The sequence below is a fragment of the Streptomyces sp. NPDC015127 genome, from assembly GCF_043080095.1.
Taxonomy (GTDB): domain Bacteria; phylum Actinomycetota; class Actinomycetes; order Streptomycetales; family Streptomycetaceae; genus Streptomyces.
In genome coordinates, this window is record NZ_JBIBVE010000004.1 from 444,078 (window position 1) to 463,724 (window position 19,647).

At 72.8% G+C, this 19,647-nt stretch carries 15 protein-coding genes and 1 other RNA gene; 3 read left to right on the forward strand and 13 right to left on the reverse strand.

What is annotated here, in order from left to right:
* Positions 1-37: 37 nt before the first annotated feature.
* From ACF08N_RS10930 to ACF08N_RS10945, 4 genes are all read right to left on the reverse strand, one after another.
* A complete protein-coding gene (locus ACF08N_RS10930; RefSeq protein WP_392324274.1) occupies positions 38-634 on the reverse strand; it encodes a CGNR zinc finger domain-containing protein in 597 nt (198 codons plus the stop codon).
* A gap of 191 nt (positions 635-825) precedes the next feature.
* Positions 826-1,971: a uroporphyrinogen-III synthase gene (locus ACF08N_RS10935; RefSeq protein WP_392324275.1), complete on the reverse strand. Its 1,146-nt coding sequence runs from the start codon at positions 1,969-1,971 to the stop codon at positions 826-828.
* Positions 1,972-2,125: 154 nt separating this feature from the next.
* Entirely contained in the window at positions 2,126-3,478 is a 1,353-nt protein-coding gene (locus ACF08N_RS10940; RefSeq protein WP_392324276.1) for a nitrate/nitrite transporter, read from the reverse strand.
* A gap of 177 nt (positions 3,479-3,655) precedes the next feature.
* On the reverse strand, positions 3,656-4,627 hold the full coding sequence (locus ACF08N_RS10945; RefSeq protein WP_392324277.1) for a LysR family transcriptional regulator: 972 nt from the start codon (positions 4,625-4,627) through the stop codon (positions 3,656-3,658).
* Positions 4,628-4,709: 82 nt separating this feature from the next.
* Between ACF08N_RS10945 and ACF08N_RS10950 the strand changes: the two genes are divergently transcribed.
* Positions 4,710-5,987: an MFS transporter gene (locus ACF08N_RS10950; RefSeq protein ID WP_392324278.1), complete on the forward strand. Its 1,278-nt coding sequence runs from the start codon at positions 4,710-4,712 to the stop codon at positions 5,985-5,987.
* Positions 5,988-6,050: 63 nt separating this feature from the next.
* Here the strand turns inward: ACF08N_RS10950 and ssrA are convergent.
* The 5 genes from ssrA to ftsE form a co-directional block, all read right to left on the reverse strand.
* Positions 6,051-6,420: a transfer-messenger RNA gene (gene ssrA, locus ACF08N_RS10955) on the reverse strand.
* Positions 6,421-6,560: 140 nt separating this feature from the next.
* Positions 6,561-7,040 carry an SsrA-binding protein SmpB gene (gene smpB / locus ACF08N_RS10960; RefSeq protein ID WP_392324279.1) on the reverse strand — a complete coding sequence of 160 codons (480 nt, stop codon included), beginning with the start codon at positions 7,038-7,040 and terminating at the stop codon, positions 6,561-6,563.
* A gap of 18 nt (positions 7,041-7,058) precedes the next feature.
* Positions 7,059-8,213, reverse strand: coding sequence for a S41 family peptidase (locus ACF08N_RS10965; protein ID WP_392324280.1), 1,155 nt, complete (start codon positions 8,211-8,213; stop codon positions 7,059-7,061).
* Between the two features lie 67 nt (positions 8,214-8,280).
* On the reverse strand, positions 8,281-9,198 hold the full coding sequence (gene ftsX, locus ACF08N_RS10970) for a permease-like cell division protein FtsX (RefSeq protein WP_392324281.1): 918 nt from the start codon (positions 9,196-9,198) through the stop codon (positions 8,281-8,283).
* Positions 9,199-9,230: 32 nt separating this feature from the next.
* The gene (gene ftsE / locus ACF08N_RS10975) at positions 9,231-9,920 is read right to left on the reverse strand and encodes a cell division ATP-binding protein FtsE (protein ID WP_365995320.1); all 690 of its coding nucleotides are present in this window, start codon (positions 9,918-9,920) and stop codon (positions 9,231-9,233) included.
* Between the two features lie 249 nt (positions 9,921-10,169).
* Between ftsE and ACF08N_RS10980 the strand changes: the two genes are divergently transcribed.
* On the forward strand, positions 10,170-10,364 hold the full coding sequence (locus ACF08N_RS10980; RefSeq protein WP_392324282.1) for a hypothetical protein: 195 nt from the start codon (positions 10,170-10,172) through the stop codon (positions 10,362-10,364).
* Between the two features lie 94 nt (positions 10,365-10,458).
* Here the strand turns inward: ACF08N_RS10980 and ACF08N_RS10985 are convergent, their stop codons facing one another.
* The 4 genes from ACF08N_RS10985 to ACF08N_RS11000 form a co-directional block, all read right to left on the reverse strand.
* Positions 10,459-11,355 (reverse strand): hypothetical protein, encoded by an 897-nt coding sequence (locus tag ACF08N_RS10985; protein ID WP_392324283.1) that lies wholly within the window; start codon positions 11,353-11,355, stop codon positions 10,459-10,461.
* Positions 11,356-11,623: 268 nt separating this feature from the next.
* Complete coding sequence (gene prfB, locus ACF08N_RS10990) at positions 11,624-12,730, reverse strand: peptide chain release factor 2 (protein WP_392324284.1); 1,107 nt, start codon at positions 12,728-12,730, stop codon at positions 11,624-11,626.
* Positions 12,731-12,824: 94 nt separating this feature from the next.
* Positions 12,825-14,096, reverse strand: coding sequence for a serine/threonine-protein kinase (locus tag ACF08N_RS10995; protein WP_392324285.1), 1,272 nt, complete (start codon positions 14,094-14,096; stop codon positions 12,825-12,827).
* A 138-nt stretch (positions 14,097-14,234) separates the two neighbouring features.
* Positions 14,235-15,857, reverse strand: coding sequence for a serine/threonine-protein kinase (locus ACF08N_RS11000; protein ID WP_392324286.1), 1,623 nt, complete (start codon positions 15,855-15,857; stop codon positions 14,235-14,237).
* Between the two features lie 433 nt (positions 15,858-16,290).
* Between ACF08N_RS11000 and ACF08N_RS11005 the strand changes: the two genes are divergently transcribed.
* Positions 16,291-19,464: an FHA domain-containing protein gene (locus ACF08N_RS11005; RefSeq protein WP_392324287.1), complete on the forward strand. Its 3,174-nt coding sequence runs from the start codon at positions 16,291-16,293 to the stop codon at positions 19,462-19,464.
* Positions 19,465-19,647: the final 183 nt, after the last annotated feature.

The window sequence follows — 19,647 nt, forward strand, 5'->3', positions numbered from 1 at the left end:
ATCACTCAACGCGCGGAGAAGAAATTTTCGAGATCTTTCAGTGGGCGGCCGCTTTGCGCCGGTGGCGGGCCACGCGCTCGCGATTGCCGCACACCTCGCTGGAGCACCAGCGCCGCCGCCGGCCGCGGGAGGTGTCCAGATAGACGCGGGCGCAGCTGTCGCCCTCGCACCGGCGGAGCCGGGAGCGGGCGACGGGGTCGGTGAGCAGGTCGACGGCGTCGCGGGCGACGGCCGCGAGCAGCGCGTCCCGCCCGGGGGCGGTGCTCAACGCCCGTACGAGCGTGCCGTCCTGGTCCCGTACGGCCCTGATGCCGGGCGGCGGCCCCGCGGCGAGGGCGTTGAGGGTCTCCAACGCCGGTCCCGCGGCGCGTCCTTCGAGTGCGGCGCCCACCAACTGCTCGACGCATTCGCGAAGTTCGACGAAGCCGCTGACCCAGGAGGCGTCGACGGCGCCGATCAGGGTCCCGCCGGGCACGAGCCCGGCGGCCGCCAGCCAGTGGGCGAGCCGCCCCGGCCCGGCGAGCGGTTCGCACCGGTCGCCCGCCCGGTCGGCCTGTGGTGCCGTGGCCACGAGATCCAGGCAGACGCGCCCGGAGTCGAACCGCCACTCGTACGAGCCCGTGCCCGCCGCCATGCGCCTGTCACCGCCTAGGGGTTCACCGCCGCGTGTCCCCACCAGAGTGCCCGCCCACCCGCGCCCCCGAAAGCCCGCATCGAGCCTTCGGCCCACTCGGCTCCGCCGGCGATTGAGGCGCGGGGCACGGGGCAGCGCCCGGTAAGCACGCCACACCACGGACCGGGCACCACGGGCGCGACGCGCCCCCCTCACGCCCCCGCGTACTTCGCGTCCGCCGCCGGGTCCAGCGACAAGCGGTACCCGCGTTTGACCACCGTCTGGATCAGCTTCGGCGCGCCCAGCGCCGTCCGCAGACGGGCCATCGCCGTTTCGACGGCGTGCTCGTCCTTGCCCGTGCCGGGCAGCACCCGCAGCAGGTCGGCCCGGGAGACGACCCAGCCGGGCCGCACCGAAAGCGCCCGCAGCAGTGCCATACCGGCGGGCGGCACGGGGCGCAGGTCGTCGTCGACCAGGACCGCGTGCCCGCGGATCTCCACGCGGTGGCCCGCGATCGGGAGCGTACGGGCGCGGGCCGGCAGTTCGGCGCCGAGCAGCTGGACGAGCGGGCCGAGCCGGAACCGTTCGGGCTGCACGGTGGTCACCCCGGCCGCCTGGAGCGGCACCGCCGTGACCGGCCCCACGCACGCCGCGAGGACGTCGTGCTCGAAGGACTCCAGCAACTGGCCCAGCAGTCCCCGGCTCTCCGCGCGGGAGAGCAGGGACGCCGCGGCGGGCGCGCTCGTGAAGGTCACGGCGTCCAGGCCGCGCGCGAGTGTCGCGTCGATGAGCCGGTCGAGCGGGGCGATGTCCTCCGGCTCCATCCACCGGTAGACCGGGACGAGGACGACGTCGGCACCCGCGGCCCGCAGCGATTCGACGAACCCGGGCAGCGGCTCGCCGTGCAGCTGGAGCGCGATCCGGCGGCCGGCGACGCCCTCGTCGAGCAGCCGGTCCAGCACCTCCGCCATGGACTCGGAGGCGGGGGACCACTCCTCGGTGAGCCCGGCGGCCCGGATCGCGCCCTTCACCTTCGGTCCGCGCGCGAGGAGTTCGACGCCGCGCAGCCGGTCGAGGAGGTCCTCGCCGAAGCCCCAGCCGTCGGCGGCCTCGACCCAGCCGCGGAAGCCGATGGCGGTGGTGGCGACGACCACGTCGGGCGCGTGGTCGATGAGTTCGTTTGTGGCGGCGAGCAGCTCGGCGTCGTCGGCGAGCGGCACGATGCGCAGCGCCGGGGCGTGCAGGACGGCCGCGCCCCGCCGTCGCAGCAGTGCGCCGAGCTCGTCGGCGCGGCGGGCGGCGGTGACGCCGACGGTGAAGCCCGCGAGCGGGCCGTGCGGTTGGCCGTGGTCGTGCATCTCGGTCGTCCCTACTGGATGTGCCCCTGGATGTACCCCATTGGACTGCTGAACTGGCGGCCGAGCCTGTCAAAGGCGCGTGACAGGCCCGGATCGCTCATATTTCGCCGTTGTTACGCTCGCGAAGGCGCGTCGGGCGACCCGCCCGGCCGGCTCAGACCCGGGCGTAGGCGCGCTCGGGCTCCGCCGCGGACTCCGCGGTGCGGGCCGGGACGACGGCGGGCCGGCGAAGGTATACCGCCCAGGTCACGGCGGAGCACATCGCGTAGAAGGCGAGGAAGGCGACGAAGGCAGCGGTGCCCGTGCCGGAGGTCTGGAAGGACTGGCGGAAGGCGAGGTTGATCGCGAGTCCGCCGACGGCGCCGACGGCCCCGATGAGCCCCATGGAGGCGCCGGAGAGCCGGCGCCCGTAGGCGGCCGCGGTCTCGCCGGTCATGCCCATGGCCAGCGCCTTGTTCTGGAAGATGCCGGGGATCATCTTGTAGGTCGAGCCGTTGCCGAGGCCGCTCAGGACGAACAGGGCGATGAAGCCGACGAGGAAGACGCCGAGGGACTCCTGGACGGACGCGGCGATGACGACACCGGTCGCGGCGGCCATGCCGGCGAAGTTCCCCAGCGTGATGCGGGCACCGCCGAAGCGGTCGGCGAGCGCCCCGCCGAGGGGCCGGATCAGCGAGCCGAGGAGCGGGCCGATGAAGGTGAGCGAGGCGGCCTGGAGCGGGGTGCGCCCGAACTGGGTCTGGAGCACGAGGCCGAAGGCGAAGCTGTAGCCGATGAACGAGCCGAAGGTGCCGATGTAGAGGAAGGCCATGATCCAGGTGTGACCGTCCTTGGCGGCGTCCTTCGCGGCCCCGGTGTCGTTCTTGACCGGCGCCAGGTTGTCCATCCACAGGGCGGCACACAGGGCGGCGACCACGATGAGCGGCAGGTAGATGCCGAGGACGAGGCGGGGATGGGCCGCGCCGGCGGTGCCGATGATCAGCAGGGCGACGAGCTGGATGACGGGGACGCCGATGTTGCCGCCGCCCGCGTTGAGGCCGAGCGCCCAGCCCTTCTTCCGCAGCGGGAAGAAGGCGTTGATGTTGGTCATCGAGGAGGCGAAGTTGCCGCCGCCCACGCCGGTGAGGGCGGCGACCGCGAGGAAGGTGCCGTACGAGGTGCCGGGCTCCATCACCGCGTAGGCCGCGCCGGTCGGCAGGAGCAGCAGCAGGGCGCTGAAGATCGTCCAGTTGCGTCCGCCGAACCGGGCCACGGCGAAGGTGTACGGCACCCGGATCACCGCCCCGACCACGGTCGCGGTGGCGATCAGGAAGAACTTCCCGGCCGGGTCGACGCCGTACTCGGGTCCCATGAAGAGGACCATCACGGACCACAGGCTCCAGATGGAGAAGCCGATGTGCTCACTGAGTACGGAGAAGGCGAGATTGCGCCGGGCGATCCTCTCCCCCTTCGTCTGCCAGAAGGTCTCGTCCTCGGGGTCCCACTGCTCGATCCATCGGCCTGCCATCGCGCGCCTCCACCTGGGTCTGGTCCTGGACAAGACGTTATGGACGGCGCGTTTCAGGCCGGTGCCGCGAGGTGACCGGTGCGAAACCTTGCTCTCACGCCCGCCGGACCGCCCCCGTGAGGCCGGCTCCGGGACGGGCGGCAGGCCGCGGAGGTCGGCGGCACCGGCCAGGCGGCCTCAGAGGTGGTCGTTCAGCAGGGCCGCGTCGCTCTCCGGCAGCCACCCGGCGGGATCCCTTTCCAGCCAGCCCTCACGCGCCGCGAGCTCGGCCGCCGCCCGGCGCAGCGCATCCAGACCGGGATGGCCCAGCCCCTTGCGCCACACCAGCGAGACCGGCGACAGCGGCACGGGATCGACGAGCGGCCGCCGTACGGTGCCGGGCAGGGCGGGGAAGTCGACGACGACGAGCACCGGGTTGCCGAACTTCTCCATCACCCGCCGGAACTCCTCCTCGCCCACCGCCAGCGGCGCGGGCGGCGCGACAGCGATCCCCCGCCCGGCGAACAGCCGCCGCGCCAGGTCGGTCCACTCCGGCGTCCGCGGGTTCCCGTCGCCGGCGTACACGGTCTCGCCGGCCAGCGCGGCGAGAGGGACGTGCTCCCCTGCCGTGAGCGGGTGGGCCTCGGGCAGCAGGACGGCCATCGGTTCCAGCCGTACGGGCTGCTGGGCGAGCTGCGCCCGCACGGAGGGCTCCAGTCCGGCGAAGCGCCCGAAGGACACGTCGAGGCGGCCGGCGAGGATCTCGGCCGCGGCATGGGTCAGTCCGCTCTCGTAGCGGGCCATCAGCTCGCATTCCGGGGCGAGGGTGCGGGCGCGGGTGAGGACGCGCGCGGACGTCATGGTGGGGCCGGGGCTGTTGAGGTCGACCAGCAGCGGGCGGGTGGCCCCGTCGGCGGCGGCGAGCAGTTCGTCCTGGGCGGCGAGAACGCGCCGGGCGTACGGCAGCAGCCGCTCGCCGTCCGCGGTGAGCGTCACGTGCCGGGTGGTCCGCACGAACAGCTCGACGCCCAGTTCGCGTTCGAGCCGCCGGACGTCGCGGCTGAGCGCCTGCTGGGCGACGTAGAGCCGGGCGGCGGCGCGGGTGAAGTGGAGTTCGTCGGCGACGGCGGCGAAGGCGCGCAGCAGGCGCGGCTCGAGGTCTCGGGGCACGCCGCATTCAACAACACAGATGCGTGAATGGCCAGCGATCAGGTGTTGGACGGGCCACGGCGGCTGCCCCGAGGGTGGAGTCATGCCGCAGACCTCCCGGCCGTGCCAGGCCGTTCGCCCTCTCCTGCCCGCGATCACGCCCGGGTCCCCCGCTTTCGTGCCGCGGTTCGACGACGGTGCGCGGCGTGTCCGGCGGCGCAGGCCGCCCGGCCCCTACCGGCGGCTGTTCGCCACTCCGGGTGTCCGCGCGTTCACCGCGGGGAACCTGATCGCCCGCCTGCCGATGGGGATGTTCAGCGTCAGCGCCGTCATCATGATCGCCGGGTCCCGGGGTTCGTACGCGCTGGCCGGCGCCGTCACCGCGGCCGGCCTCGCCGCCACCGCGCTGGTCGCGCCGTGGACGGCACGGCTCGTCGACCGGTACGGGCAGGCCCGGGTCGCCGTGCCCGCCACGGCCCTGGCCGTGCTCGGCTCGGTCGCGCTGCTGCTGTGCGTGCGCTTCGGCGCCCCCGACTGGACGCTGTTCGCCGCCTACGCGGCGACCGCCACCACCCCGAACACGGGCGGCATGTCGCGGGCCCGCTGGGCGCACCTGCACCGGGGCGATCCGGCCGCCCTGCACACGGCGAACTCCTTCGAGCAGGCGGCCGACGAGCTCTGTTTCATGCTCGGTCCCGTCCTCGCGGCCCTCCTGTGCGCGGCGCTGTTCCCGGAGGCGGGCACGCTGATCGGCGCGATCCTGCTGCTCACCGGCATCCTCGTCTTCGCCGCCCAGCGCTCCACCGAGCCGCCGGCCGCGCCGCGCGCCGCTGCCGGCTCGCCGCTGCGTACCGCCGGTATGCCCGCCCTCCTCGCCGTGTTCCTGGCCACGGGAGCGGTCTTCGGCGCGATGGAGGTCGTCACGCTCGCCTTCGTCGACGGTCCGGCCGCCGGTGCGGTGCTCGCCCTCCAGGCCGCGGGCTCGTGCGGTGCCGGGCTGGTGTACGGCCGGGTCGGGCGGAGCGCCGGACTGGTGACCACGCTCACCGCGATGACCGCCCTGATGTCCCTCCCGCTGCTGGCCGCGGCGGGCACCGGCTCCGTCCTGGCAGTGGCGGGCGCCCTGCTGCTCGCCGGCATGGCGACGGCGCCCACGATGGTGACCGGGATGACCACCGTCCAGCGTCTGACCCCGGCGGGCCAGGCGAACGAGGGCATGACGCTGGCCGTCACCGCGCTGCTCGGTGGCATCGCGGCGGGCTCGGCGAGCGGTGGCTGGGTGGCGGAGCACCTGAGCCCGACGGCCGGATACGCCGTGCCGGTGTGTGCGGCGGCGGTGGCGCTGGCGGTCGCGGGCATGACGAAGGCCCGGCAGCCGTAGCTGCCGGGCCTTGTCCACATGGGATGCGGGGACCCCGGGGGCGTACGCCTCCGGGACCTCCATCGGTGGAGATGGCGGGAATCGAACCCGCGTCCAACGGTGCTAAACCAGGGCTTCTCCGTGTGCAGTCCGCTGCGCTTTTCTCGGCCCCGGAGATCACGCGGACAAGTCTCCGACGGGCTCAGTCACTGTTTGGTTTCCCTCTCGACCCCGTGACCGGGCCTAGAGGTTTAGTTCCCTAGCTGATGCCAGGATCCGGGTCGGGAACAGCCCCGGGCTGACACTTCGCGAATCGCTACTTAGGCAGCGAGGGCGAAGGAATCGCGCTTGGTGTTGGCGATTATTGGTTGCGACATATGGTTTACGAGATCATTGCCGCTTCCTCGACACGCTTCCCCTGCTTCGACATCCGCTGTCGAAACCGATCATCCCCATGTTGATTTTTCAAACCCCCGAGGGGGCGACGCGCCCCTGCCGTGCGGGGCAGGTGCCATCGTACGTGACCAACGCACGAGGGTGCCAGCATATTCCGGGGCCTCCGGCAGGCGTCCCCGGGACGGCACGGCCCGGCGGCTACGCCCGCTGACGCCGCCGTACCGCCGACATCGCGCGGTCCGCCTCGCGGCGGTCCTGCTTCTCCCGCAGTGTCTGGCGCTTGTCGTACTCCTTCTTGCCCTTCGCCAGCGCGATCTCGACCTTGGCCCGGCCGTCCTTGAAGTACAGGACGAGGGGCACGATCGTGTGACCCGTCTCCTGGGACTTCGACTCCAGCTTGTCGATCTCCGCCCGGTGCATCAGCAGCTTCCGCTTGCGCCGCGCGCTGTGGTTCGTCCACGTGCCCTGGCTGTACTCGGGGACGTGCACGTTGTGCAGCCAGGCCTCGTGGCCGTCGATCTGGACGAAGCCGTCCACCAGCGAGGCCCGCCCCTGGCGCAGCGACTTCACCTCGGTCCCCATCAGCACGAGACCGCACTCGTAGGTGTCGATGATGTGGTAGTCGTGCCGCGCCTTCTTGTTCTGGGCGATCAGCTTGCGCCCTTTTTCCTTTGCCATAGTGTGCTCATTTTCGCACTACGAGGCCCCCCTGAGGCCACTCAATACCGACCGGGCACGCTGCTCGGCCCCTTCGCCGGCCGGCAGGTCCGGAGCGATGCCCCGGCCGTCGACGCTGTGACCGGCCGGAGTCCGGTAGTGGCCCACCGTGAGCTCGGCGACCGAGCCGTCGGGAAGCCGGCTCGGCATCTGCACCGAGCCCTTGCCGAAGGTGCGCGAGCCGACGGTGATCGCCCGGCCGCGGTCCTTCAGCGCCCCTGTGACCAGCTCGGCCGCGCTCATCGTGCCGGCGTCGACCAGCGCGACGAGGGGCCGGCGGGTGTCGCCGCCGCCTTCCGCGTAGAGCGCCTGCTGTTCCCCGCGGACGTCGTAGGTGGCGACCAGGCCGCCGTCGAGGAAGGCGGACGCGGCCGTGACGGCCTCGGAGACCAGGCCGCCGGCGTTGCCCCGCAGGTCGAGCAGGACGCCCGCGCCCGCGGGTGCCCGGCGCACCGCGTCCCGCACCCGCGCCCCGGAGCCCTTGGTGAACGAGGCGACCTTGATCACGACGGCGTCCTCGCCGAGGTGGCGGACGGTGACCGTCTCGGTGGTCAGCCGGGCGCGGGTCAGGGTCTCGGTCCACTGGCGGCCGTCCCGCTCCAGTCCGAGGACGACGTCCGTGCCGTCCGCCCCGCGCAGCAGTGCCACGACATCGGTGACCGGACGCCGGGCGACCTCCTGACCGTCCACGGTCCGCAGCCGGTCGCCGGCACGGATGCCGGCCCGGTCCGCGGGGCCGCCCTTCTGGACCTCGGCGACCTCGGTGCGGCCGCCGGTGCGCCGGGTCCGCAGGCCCACGCCGGTGTACGCGCCGTCGAGGGCGTTCTCGAACTCCTCGTACTCCTTGCTGTCGTACACCGCGCTCCAGCGGTCGCCGCTGCGGCTGACGAACTGCTCGGCAGCCTCGGTGCCCGACTTGCCGTCAGCCATCGCCTCGGCGGCGGCGCGGGCCACCGCGTCGCGGTCCACGGCCTGGGCCACCGCGCGGACGGAGAGTCTGCGCGACGTCTCGTGCTCCTCGCTCGGCAGGCCGCCGGTGGCGGCGGCGGTGGCGAGGACGGTCGCGAAGACCAAGGTCAGGGCTGCCCCGCGGCGGATGCCGTGGGGCCGGGTACTGAACTCGGGTCCCGACATGGCGTCGAGTCTAGGACAAGCAAAGGGCGCCGTACGGCCGTTGACCGTACGACGCCCGGGGCGCTTGTCACACCTTGAGGTACTTGCGCAATGCGATGAAAGCCGCAACAGCGGGCATCAGCAGACCGATCACGAGGATCAGGGGCAGGACGGCCAGAACCGAGTCCCAGCCGATGAAGTTCACCAACTGCATCTTGTCGGCAAGGGCAAGGCCGTTGTCGATGAGGAAGTACCGGCCGACGAGCAGCATCACGCAGGCGACACCGCCGCCGAGCGCACCGGCGACGGCGGCCTCCATGATGAACGGCGTCTGGATGTAGAAGCTGGACGCTCCCACCAGGCGCATGATTCCGGTCTCACGCCGTCGGCTGAACGCCGATACGCGCACGGTGTTGACGATGAGCATCATCGCGATCACCAGCATCAGACCCATGACGCACAGGGCGGCGATGCGCATGCCGTTCATCAGGTCGAAGAGGTTCTGCAGGATGTTGCGCTGGTCCTGGACGGACTGCACACCGTCCCGGCCGGCGAACGCGGTCGCGACCACCTTGTACTTCTCCGGGTCGTGCAGCTTGACCCGGAACGACTCCTGCATCTGGTCCGGCGTGATCGTGGACGCGATGGGGGTGTCGCCGTACTGCTCCTTGTAGTGCTTGTACGCCTGCTCGGCCGTCTCGTGGTCGACGGTGTCGACGACGTCCATCTTCTTCAGATCGGACTCGATCTGTTCCTTCTGCGCACTGGTGACGGCGCCCTTGGCGCACTGGGGCGAGGTGGCCGCGTCGTTCTTGTTGCACAGGAAGATGGAGACGTTGACCTTGTCGTACCAGAAGTCCTTCATGGTGTTGACCTGCTCACGCATGAGCAGCGCACCACCGAAGAGAGCCAGCGACAGGGCGACGGAGACGATGACGGCGAACGTCATCGTGAGATTGCGACGGAGACCGACACCGATCTCCGACATGACGAACTGGGCGCGCATGGCGTGCTTTCAGCCTTTCAGTCTGTCCGGGCTCAGTGCTGGTAGCCGTAGACGCCGCGTGCCTGGTCGCGTACGAGACGGCCCTGCTCGAGCTCGATGACGCGCTTGCGCATCTGGTCGACGATGTTCTGGTCGTGCGTCGCCATCACCACGGTCGTCCCGGTGCGGTTGATGCGGTCGAGAAGCTTCATGATGCCGACCGACGTCTGCGGGTCGAGGTTTCCGGTCGGCTCGTCCGCGATCAGCAGCATCGGGCGGTTGACGAAGGCACGGGCGATCGCCACGCGCTGCTGCTCACCGCCGGAGAGCTCACCGGGCATCCGGTCCTCCTTCCCGCCGAGCCCGACGAGGTCGAGGACCTGCGGCACGGCCTTGCGGATCTCACCGCGCGGCTTGCCGATGACTTCCTGGGCGAACGCCACGTTCTCCGCGACGGTCTTGTTGGGCAGGAGGCGGAAGTCCTGGAAGACGGTGCCCAGCTGGCGCCGCATGTGCGGCACTTTCCAGTTGGACAGGCGGGCCAGGTCCTTGCCGAGGACATGGACCATGCCCTGGCTGGCGCGCTCCTCCCGAAGGACGAGCCGCAGGAACGTGGACTTGCCGGAACCCGACGACCCCACGAGGAAGACGAACTCGCCCTTCTCGATTTCGAGGGAGACGTCGCGCAGGGCAGGTCGGTTCTGCTTGGGGTAGCTCTTGGAGACGTTGTCGAATCGGATCACGAGTGCACCACGGTCGGCCGGGAGTAGGTGAGCGTGACCTTACGCGAACCGGCACGCGCCATGCATGCACCGTCCTGACTTGCACCTTTTGTCGCGTCGCGGATCGGGTGCAATCCGGCGGGGCGCGCCGAAAAGCGCGCGAGCTGGCACAGTGGTAGGGGAACAGTGGCGTTTCCCCGTGCGTTGTCGGGAGAGAAATGTGCTGACGGTCCGCGCCTGCGGCTCCGGTGCGCGGGAGGAGGAGAGCGCATGACCTATGACCGATTGGTGTGCGCCAACTGCGCGGCACCTGTTGCCGAGGGCCGCTGCCCGGTCTGCCGGGCCAACCGTGAGCGCCTCCAGCAGGAGGGCCCGTTCGGCGCAATGAGCCCCGTGATGCTGCTGGCGCTGCTGGTGGCTCTGATAACGACAGTGGCGATGCTGGCGGCGTACAGGACCGCGTAGCTCCTCCGCGAGGTCGTCAAGGACGAAGAAGGGCCCGGGTGCTCGGCACCCGGGCCCTTCTGTCGCGCTATGCGCTCGTTACGTCACGTACCGCTCAGACAGCGGCGCGGCCGCCACCGACGAGACGCGGGAGCATACGGAAACCGATGCCACCGGCGATCATCGTCGCGGCGCCCAGCAGCAGGAACGTGGTCTCGGCGGCGCCGGTCTCGGCGAGCTCGCCGCCGTTGCCGGTACCGGACAGCTCGTCCTTGCCCTGGCCCTGCTCGACGGGCTGCGAGCCGGCGTTGTCGGTGTCGGTTCCGTCACCGTCGATCACGCCGCCGTTCGGGTCGGTGTCGTTGCCACCGTCGCCGCCGCCGTTCTCGTTGCCGCCGTCGGTGCCACCGTTCTGGTTACCGCCGTCGGCACCGCCGTTCTGGTTACCGCCGTCAGCGCCACCGTCGGCGCCACCGTCAGCGCCGCCGTCAGCACCACCATCAGCACCACCATCGGCGCCACCATCGGCACCGCCGTCAGCGCCACCATCGGCGCCACCATCGGCACCGCCGTCAGCACCACCATCGGCACCGCCGTCAGCACCGCCATCAGCGCCACCGTCCGTGCCGCCGATCAGGCCACCGATGACACCGCCGTCGGCACCGCCGTCAGCGCCACCATCGGCACCGCCGTCAGCACCACCGTCAGCGCCACCGTCGGCACCGCCGTCAGCACCGCCATCGGCGCCACCGTCGGCACCGCCGTCAGCACCGCCATCGGCGCCACCGTCGGCACCGCCGTCAGCGCCACCGTCCCCTCCGCCGCTCTGGCAGAGCGTCGGGTCGATCTCGCACTCGTCGCTAATGCCGGCCTGGACCTCGACACCGCCGACCTCGACCGAGGCGCCCAGGTCGAAGGCCTGTGCCGCACCTGCGGCGGTGAGCGACGCGCCGGCGGCGATCACCGCACCCGCGGCTATGCGCGCGACACGAACCCGCGTCTTGTTCGTCATATGTTTGCTACCCCCAGTAGCTCATCGTCATCAGGACAGCGCCCGGGGCAGCCGGACCAGGGGTTCGTACCGCTCCCCCGTTCAACACGCGCCCCGCGAAACACGCATGCCGCGCGTCAGCTTTCCCAGTTTTTGCAACACCGTCAAGGTCGTTGCGGGCGCGATGTCCGAAATACTGTCAGTTGACTGACCTGCGGGGATGCAACTGTGACATAAAAGGGAACTGCCGCCCCGTGGGCGGCAGTTCCCTTGTCGACAAAGCGAGGATTTACTTCTCCCGCTGCTTGCGCCAGCGAATTCCGGCCTCCAGGAAGCCGTCGATCTCGCCGTCGAGCACCGACTGCGGATTGCCCACCTCGAACTCGGTACGCAGGTCCTTGACCATCTGGTAGGGGTGCAGGACGTACGAACGCATCTGGTTTCCCCAGGAGTTGCCGCCGTCACCCTTGAGGGCGTCCATCTTGGCCTGCTCCTCCTGGCGGCGGCGCTCGAGCAGCTTCGCCTGGAGGACGTTCATCGCGCTCGCCTTGTTCTGGATCTGCGAGCGCTCGTTCTGGCAGGAGACCACGATGCCGGTCGGGATGTGCGTGATGCGCACCGCCGAGTCGGTGGTGTTGACGCCCTGGCCGCCGGGGCCGGACGCGCGGTACACGTCGATGCGCAGCTCGGACTCGTCGATCTCGACGTGGTCGGACTGCTCGACGACCGGCAGCACCTCGACGCCCGCGAAGGACGTCTGGCGGCGGCCCTGGTTGTCGAAGGGCGAGATGCGCACCAGACGGTGGGTGCCCTGCTCGACGGAGAGGGTGCCGTACGCGTACGGAGCCTTGACGACGAAGGTGGTCGACTTGATGCCGGCCTCTTCCGCGAACGACGTCTCGTAGACCTCGGTGCCATAACCGTGCCGCTCGGCCCAGCGCAGGTACATGCGCTGGAGCTGCTCGGCGAAGTCGGCGGCGTCGACGCCTCCGGCCTCGGCGCGGATGTTGACCAGCGCCTCGCGCTCGTCGTACTCGCCGGACAGGAGGGTGCGGACCTCCATCTCGTCCAGCGCCTTGCGCACGGCCTCCAGCTCGACCTCGGCCTCGGCCCGGGTGTCCGGGTCGTCCTCGGCCTCGGCGAGCTCGAAGAGCACCTCGAGGTCGTCGATACGGCCGCGGAGCGCCTCGGTCTTGCGGACCTCCGCCTGGAGGTGCGAAAGCTTGCTCGTGATCTTCTGCGCCGCCTCGGGGTCGTCCCACAGGGACGGTGCCGCCGCCTGCTCCTCGAGCGCGGCGATGTCTGCCCTCATCCTGTCGAGGTCCAGAACGGCCTCGATCGACCCCATGGTCGAGGATAGGGACTTCAGCTCTTCGGAAACATCGACGACTGCCACGGGTCCAGCGTAACGGCTGAGCGGCCGAACCAGCGCTGGCCCCGGTCCGGCCCTCGTGGTACGGCCCCGGGAACGGGGCCGGGCCGGCCGGAATCTACGGCTCCGAGGGGGCCGACTGCTGCGTCTCCCCCGGCGCCGGCCCGGTCTCGTCGCCGCTCGTGGCCAGCCAGCCGCCGACCCCCACGGCCGCCGCCAGCACCACGGCGGCGACACCCAGAGTGATGCGGCGCTTGCGCACCGAGGCCGATCGGTTGCGGGCGGAGCCGGGACGGCGCTGGCCGGGGGCGCGGGGCGCGCGGGCGGTGCCGTGCGCGCCGCCCGCGAGCTCGTCCGGGGCGGGCACCCGCATCGAGGTGTGGGTGTCGCGATTGGAGTCGGCAGGGGCCGAGCCGGGGACGAGCGGGACCGCGCCACGGCGGCGGTGCTCGCCCCGGCCAGGAGGCGCGACGTCCTCGTACGGCTCGGGGGCGGGTTCCGCGTCGGGCTCGTCGACGTCCAGCGGCGGCATGCCGGCGAGCATCGGCAGCAGGTCGTGCAGCCGGTGCGCCAGCTCGGAGGCGCGCAGCCGGGAGGCGGGTGCCTTGGCCAGGCACTGGACGATCAGCTGCCACAGCTCGTCGGGGATACCGGGCAGCGGGACCACTGTCTCGGTGACGTGGCGGCGCAGGACGGCGCCCGGGTGGCCGCCGCCGAAGGGCGTGAAACCGGCCAGGAGCTCGTACAGCACGGTGGCCAGCGCGTAGATGTCGACGGCCGCGCGGGGCGGCAGGCCCTCGACGATCTCGGGCGCGATGTAGTCCGGGGTACCGATGATCCCCGAGGGGTTGGGGGTGCCGCCGCCCGTGGCGCGCAGGGCCTTGGTGCGGCGCGGGGTGTCGATCAGCTTGGCGACGCCGAAGTCGGTCAGCAGCGCCGGGTGCGACCCGGCGGGGCCGAGCGGGCCCTCCATGTCGAGCAGGATGTTCTCCGGCTTGACGTCCCGGTGCACGACCCCGGCCGCGTGGGCGGCGGCGAGGCCGTCGGCGACGTCCGCGATGATCGCGACCGCGGCCTCGGGCGCGAGCCGGCGCTCGCGGTCGAGCCGGGTGCGCAGATCGGTGCCGCGTACGAGGTCCATGACCAGCGCGAGGTCGTTGCCGTCGACGACGAGGTCGCGGACGCCGACGACCCGGGGATGGTCGAGTCCGAGGAGGGCCGTGCGCTCCTGGACGAAGCGGCCGACCAGTTCCTGGTCGCAGGCCAGGTCCTCGCGCAACAGCTTGACGGCGACGGGCCCTTCGGGTCCCTCGCCGAGCCACACCGTGCCGGCGCTTCCCCGCCCCAGGATCTGATGGGCCGTGTACCGGCTGCCGATATTCCGTGCCAAGACTGCTCCCTCAGCGGCTGGCGTTGCCCCATAACGTACGCGGGCGTCGGGGACCTGTGTGCCCCGGATGACACCAACCTCCACTTCTGCGGGACAAATCAGCCCGCAGAAGTCGACAAAACGACAGAGTTACCGCTGTTACTGCTGGTTCTGGATCTGATCGGCGGTGTCCTTCGCCTCGCCGATCGTCGAGATCCAGTCGGTGACGGTGGAGATCGCGTCACCGATCGCGGTCCAGTAGCTCTTGCCCTCCGCGATCCAGCCCTGGAGCGGCGTGAGTTCCCAGATCAACCAGCCGCCGATGAAGAACAGCACGACCATGACCAGGCAGCCCTTGAGACAGCCCAGCCCGGGGATGCGGACCGGGTTGGCGCTGCGCCGACGCGGCTCGCGCGGCGGCCGCGGCTGCTGGGGCGGCGCCTGCCGGGGCGCGTACGGCTGTTGCTGCGGCGCGTACGGCTGGGGCTGGGGGCGCTGGGGCTGCGGCGGGTACGGCTGCGGCTGGGGCCGCTGCTGACGCTGCGGCGGCTGCGGCTGCGGTGCCTGCCGCTGGGGGCGGCGGCGCAGGGGGTCCTGGCTCGGGTCCAGGTACTGCACCTGCGTCTGCTCGTTGCGGTCGCGGGCCGCGCGCAGCTGCGACTGCCAGGGGTGCGGCTCCTCGGGACGCGGAGCGTCGCCCGGCGGGACGGGAGGCATCACGGAGGTCGGGTCGGCCCCGCCGCCCGGCCGCCCGGTCTGCGGCATGACGCTCGTCGCTGCCGACGGGTCGTACGCGGCGCCGCCGCCGGTGTTCGGCAGGACCTGCGTCGGGTCCGCGGCGCCGGGCGCCTCGGGGACGGGCGCCGGGGCCGGGTCGGGCGCGAGCAGCGCGGCAACACCGAGGGCGGCGTCGACCTGGGCGGCGTTGGAGTGCACACCGATGCCGGCCGCGACCGTGCGCAGGCCGCGGGCGAGGTTCTCGGCGCTGGGCCGCTCGCCGGGCTCCTTGCGCAGGCAGCGCTCTATGACCGTCCACAGCGGCTCGGGGACGGTGGTGGGGCGGCGGGGCTCCTCGCTGAGGTGCCGGTGCAGCACTTCGAGTGCCGTACCGCCCGCGAACGGGGGCCGGCCGGTGACCAGCTCGTACAGCAGGATGCCCGCGCCGTAGATGTCGACGGCGGAGGTCTGCGGGCGGCCCTCGGCGGACTCGGGTGCGACATACGCCGGGGTGCCGACGAACTCGTGCGTGCGCGTCAGGCCCGGAGAGTCGGCGAGACGCGCGATGCCGAAGTCCGTCAGCATCGGGTGCATCTGGCCGTCGGCGTCGGTCTTCAGCAGGACGTTCGCCGGCTTGAGGTCGCGGTGGACGACGCCGTCGGCGTGGCTGGCCGCGAGCGCGTCGGCGATCTGGGCCGTCATCAGGGAGGCGGCGACCGGGGACAGCGGGCCGTTGTCGCGCAGGTAGTGGTGGAGGTCGGGGCCGTCGACCAGGTCCATGACGAGGGCGAGGAGGTCGCCCTCGACCACCAGGTCGCGGGTGCGCACGATGTTCGGATGGGTGAGCCGCAGGAGGACGGAGCGCTCCCGCAGGAAGCGCATCACCACGTCCGCGTCGTTCGCGAGCTCCTCCTTGAGGACCTTGATCGCGACGGTCTCGCCGGGCTGTCCCGCCACGGCGGCCTCGGCGCCCGCGGTCTCCCTCTGACGGGCTCGCCAGACGGTGCCCGTGGCGCCGCGCCCGAGCGGCTCCTCGAGCAGGTACTTGCTGCCTACCGGCCGCACGTCATGCGCTCCCTGCTGGTCGGTCCTCTGGAACCCGGGCTGCCGTTGATCCTTTGATCCTGCGGGCCGCCGGGTGTCCGACCCACTGTAATGGTGCCGAACGGATCACCGGCGGCGCTCGGCCCGGTGCCCCTGTTCGAAGAACAGACGCGGGCATCGTACGGATGGTTGCCGCGCGGGCGTGCAGCGAACCTCACGATCGGCGGGTGCGGGCCTTCCGGTTCCTTTCCAACCAGGCACTTTTGCGCCCAGAGCCGATCATTCAAGATCACTTACGGGTGGGGCCCGGGCGTGTTGTCGGCGGCAGGTGCGAGGATGCCCTCAGCACATGGCCGTGGGAGGGAGCCCATGGCTCGTGCCGACCTGCCGGGCGGGGGGCGATCAGGGCGGCTCCCCTGCCGGGTACCCCGCGCAGAAGGGATTGCTGACGGCGATGCAGATCCGGCTGACTGTGCTCGCGCCGCGCGGGGGGTCGTCCGCGACCGCGGGGCGCCCTTGCGACGTGCTGGTCACCGCGCCCACCGGGACCGCGCTGGCCGCGGTGGCCTCCGGTCTGGCCGCCGCCGTCTCCGGCCCCGAGGCCTCGGGCACCGTCGTGCTCTACGCGGGACAGGAGCGTCTCGACCCCCAGCGGCGCACGCTCGGCGAGCCGCCGCTGGTGGACGGCGCCGTCCTCTCCCTCCAGTCCCCCGTCGACGACGACTCGCACGCCGCGGACGCTGCGGCGCAGCTCCATGTCGTGGCCGGTCCGGACGCGGGCGGGGTCCATCTGCTGCACGGCGGACGGATCAGCGTCGGCCGCTCGGCCGACGCCGATGTGCCGCTGGACGATCCTGACGTCTCCCGGCTGCACTGCGCGGTGACGGTCGCGGACGACGGCCGGGTGACGGTCGCGGACCTGGGCTCGACGAACGGCACGACGGTCGACGGCGCGTCCGTCGACACCCGCCCGGTCCGCCTCCCGGCGGGCGCGCTGCTGCGCCTTGGCGAGTCGACGCTGCGCCTGACGGCCACGCCGCCGCCGGAGCCGCTGCGAACGGCCCCGGACGGCGAGGGCCACCTGCGGGTGCCCCCCGCGCCGCAGGCCCACCCGTCCGGTGCCGAAGCACCCGGCGGCACGGACGGCCGCAGGCCCCGGTGGGCGGGGCAGCCGGACGCGTACGGACAGCCCGGCGCAGGCGCGTGGGCCGAGTCGGCGGAGTCGTACGGGCGGGGCAGCACGCCGCAGGACCCGGGCGCGGGCGGGCGTCGTGGGCAGTGGTCCGGGACGACGGACGCGTACCGGCACGGCGGCGAAGGCGGCGACGGGCCGTCCCTCGGGGCACGCGGCTCGCAGACCTACCGGACCGACTCCGCGAGCCCGCGCGTGCCCGCGCAGTACGACCCCGCCGGCGGCGAAACGCACGGGCGGGCGCTCGACGTGTCCGGCGAGGAGCCGGCCCGCAGCCGTGCCCCCGAGGGGGCCACCGCCCGGCGCCGCGGCATCGGAGCCTGGGCGCGGCGGCTCGCCGGCGGCCGTGACGCGCGCGTGCCCGAGTCGTACGAGGCCGCCGGGCCCGAGGCCGCCTCGGGGCCGCCCGCCGTCCAGGCGTGGCCCGACCCCGCCGCCGTGCTGCTCACCGCGCTCGGTCCCGGCCCCCGGCTGTGGGAGCGCGGCCCCGACCACCCCGAGTCCCTCGTGATCCGGCTCGGTACGACCGACCGGGCCGAGCTGCCCTCCGTGCCGGTGACCGTCGCGCTGCGCGAGGCGGGCTCGCTCGGGCTGGCCGGTCCCCGGGCGCGCCTGGCCGGACTCGCCCGCTCCGCCGTGGCCCAGCTCGCCGCGCTGCACGCGCCCTCCGACCTGGAGATCGTGCTGATCAGCACCGACCGCTCCCGGAGTCTGGAGGAGCGCCGGAGCGAATGGGCATGGCTGGGCTGGCTGCCGCATCTGCGCCCCGCGCACGGCCAGGACTGCCGGCTTCTCCTCGCCTACGACCGCGACCAGGCCACCGCCCGCGCCGCCGAGCTGACGCGCAGACTCGACGAGGGGCCGCTCGGCCAGGGCTGGCCGAGCGCGGACCGCAGGGCCGTCTCGGACGCGGCCGACCGGCACACAGGCCCGCGTACTGTCGTGATCCTCGACGGCGACCCCGGGTCCGCCGCACTGCGCGAGAGCACCGCGCGGCTCGCGGGCGCGGGCCCGGCCGCCGGGATCCACCTGATCTGCCTGGCCGAGACCGCGGCCGCCTCCCCTCTCTCCCCCGTTGCGGCGACCTACGAGTCCGCGTGCGCGGCGTCGCTGCCTTTCCGTGAGTGCGGTGCGGTCGCGATGCTCAGCGGTGACGTGGCGACGGCGCTGCGGCTGCTGCGGGTCGCCGGAGGGCGGCCCGCGGGTCATGGCACGGTCGGCGCGGTGGACGCGGTGTCACCGGCGTGGGCGGAGCGTTTCGGGCGCGCGCTCGCGCCCCTGCGCGCCGAGGGCGCTCCTACACACCCGGGCCGGGTCGCGGCGCTGCCGCAGTCGGCCCGGCTGCTGGACGAGCTGGAGCTCGCCCGGGCCACGCCCGCCTCGCTGATGGCCCGCTGGGCATCGGCGGCCGACGGCACGGTGGTCCTCGGCTCCGGGCCACGCGGCCCGCTCGTCGTCGACCTCGCCCAAGAGGGCCCGCACCTGCTGATCGAGGGCCCCGCGGGCAGCGGCCGCACCGAGCTGCTGCGCGCGGTCGCCGCCTCCCTGGCCGCCGCCGGCCGCCCCGACCGGCTCGGCCTGCTGCTGGTGGACGGCGCGGGCGGCGAGCGCGGTGAGGGCCTGGCGGCGTGCACGGAGCTGCCACACGTCACCGAGCACCTGGTGGCGAGCGACCCGGTCCGGATGCGGGTGTTCGCGCAGGCCCTGGGCGCCGAGCTCACGCGCCGCGCGGAGCTGCTCGACGGAGCCGCCTTCGCCGAGTGGCAGGCGCGGCGCGAGGTCACGGGCCGCATGGTCGGCCAGCGCGGGCCGAGTCCCGCCGAGCAGCGCGGCGATCTGGACTCGCCCGCGTCGGGGACGCTGCGGCTGCGCCCCGGCGGGCGTACGCAGAGCCAGGAGCCGGACCCGCTGCCGCGTCTGGTGGTGCTGGTCGACGACTTCGACGCGCTGGTGGCCCCGGCGCTCGGCAGTCCGGGCCGCCCGGCGGCCGGCTCGGTCGTACGGGCTCTGGAGGCGGTCGCCAGGGATGGCGAGCGGCTGGGTGTGCATCTGGTGGCGACGTCGTCACGTCCGGACCGGACCGCCGACACGCGGCTGGCGGAGGGAGCCCGGCTGCGCGTGGTGCTGGAGGCGCCGCCCGTGGCCCCCGGTCCTGACGACCCGGCGCCCGGCCGGGGCCGGTTGGGGCATCCGGACGGCCGGGTGACACCGTTCCAGAGCGGCCGCGTCACGGGCCGCATACCGAGGACGGCCACGCTGCGTCCCACGGTCGTGCCGCTGGAGTGGGAGCGCATGGGCGATCCGCCGGCCCGCCGCCCCGTCCGGGAGCTGGGCAACGGGCCGACGGACCTGGCGCTGCTCGCGAGCGCGCTCCAGCGGGCCGCGCAGTCGGTCAACGCCGGTCCGGTTCCGCCCCTCATTCCGGCGCACCCCTGACCCGGGTCCGCCGGGCCGCGGGCGCGGCGGACCGTCACCGTGGCGGACCGTCAACGCGGCGAGAGAATGAGCGCGGCGGACCGTGAGCCATACGCCTGACATAGCGTCACAAGCCCATCACGAAAGGCCGATAGACGCCGGGGGCGGTATTGCGACACCCGCAGCTCGGGCGTAGACCTGGCT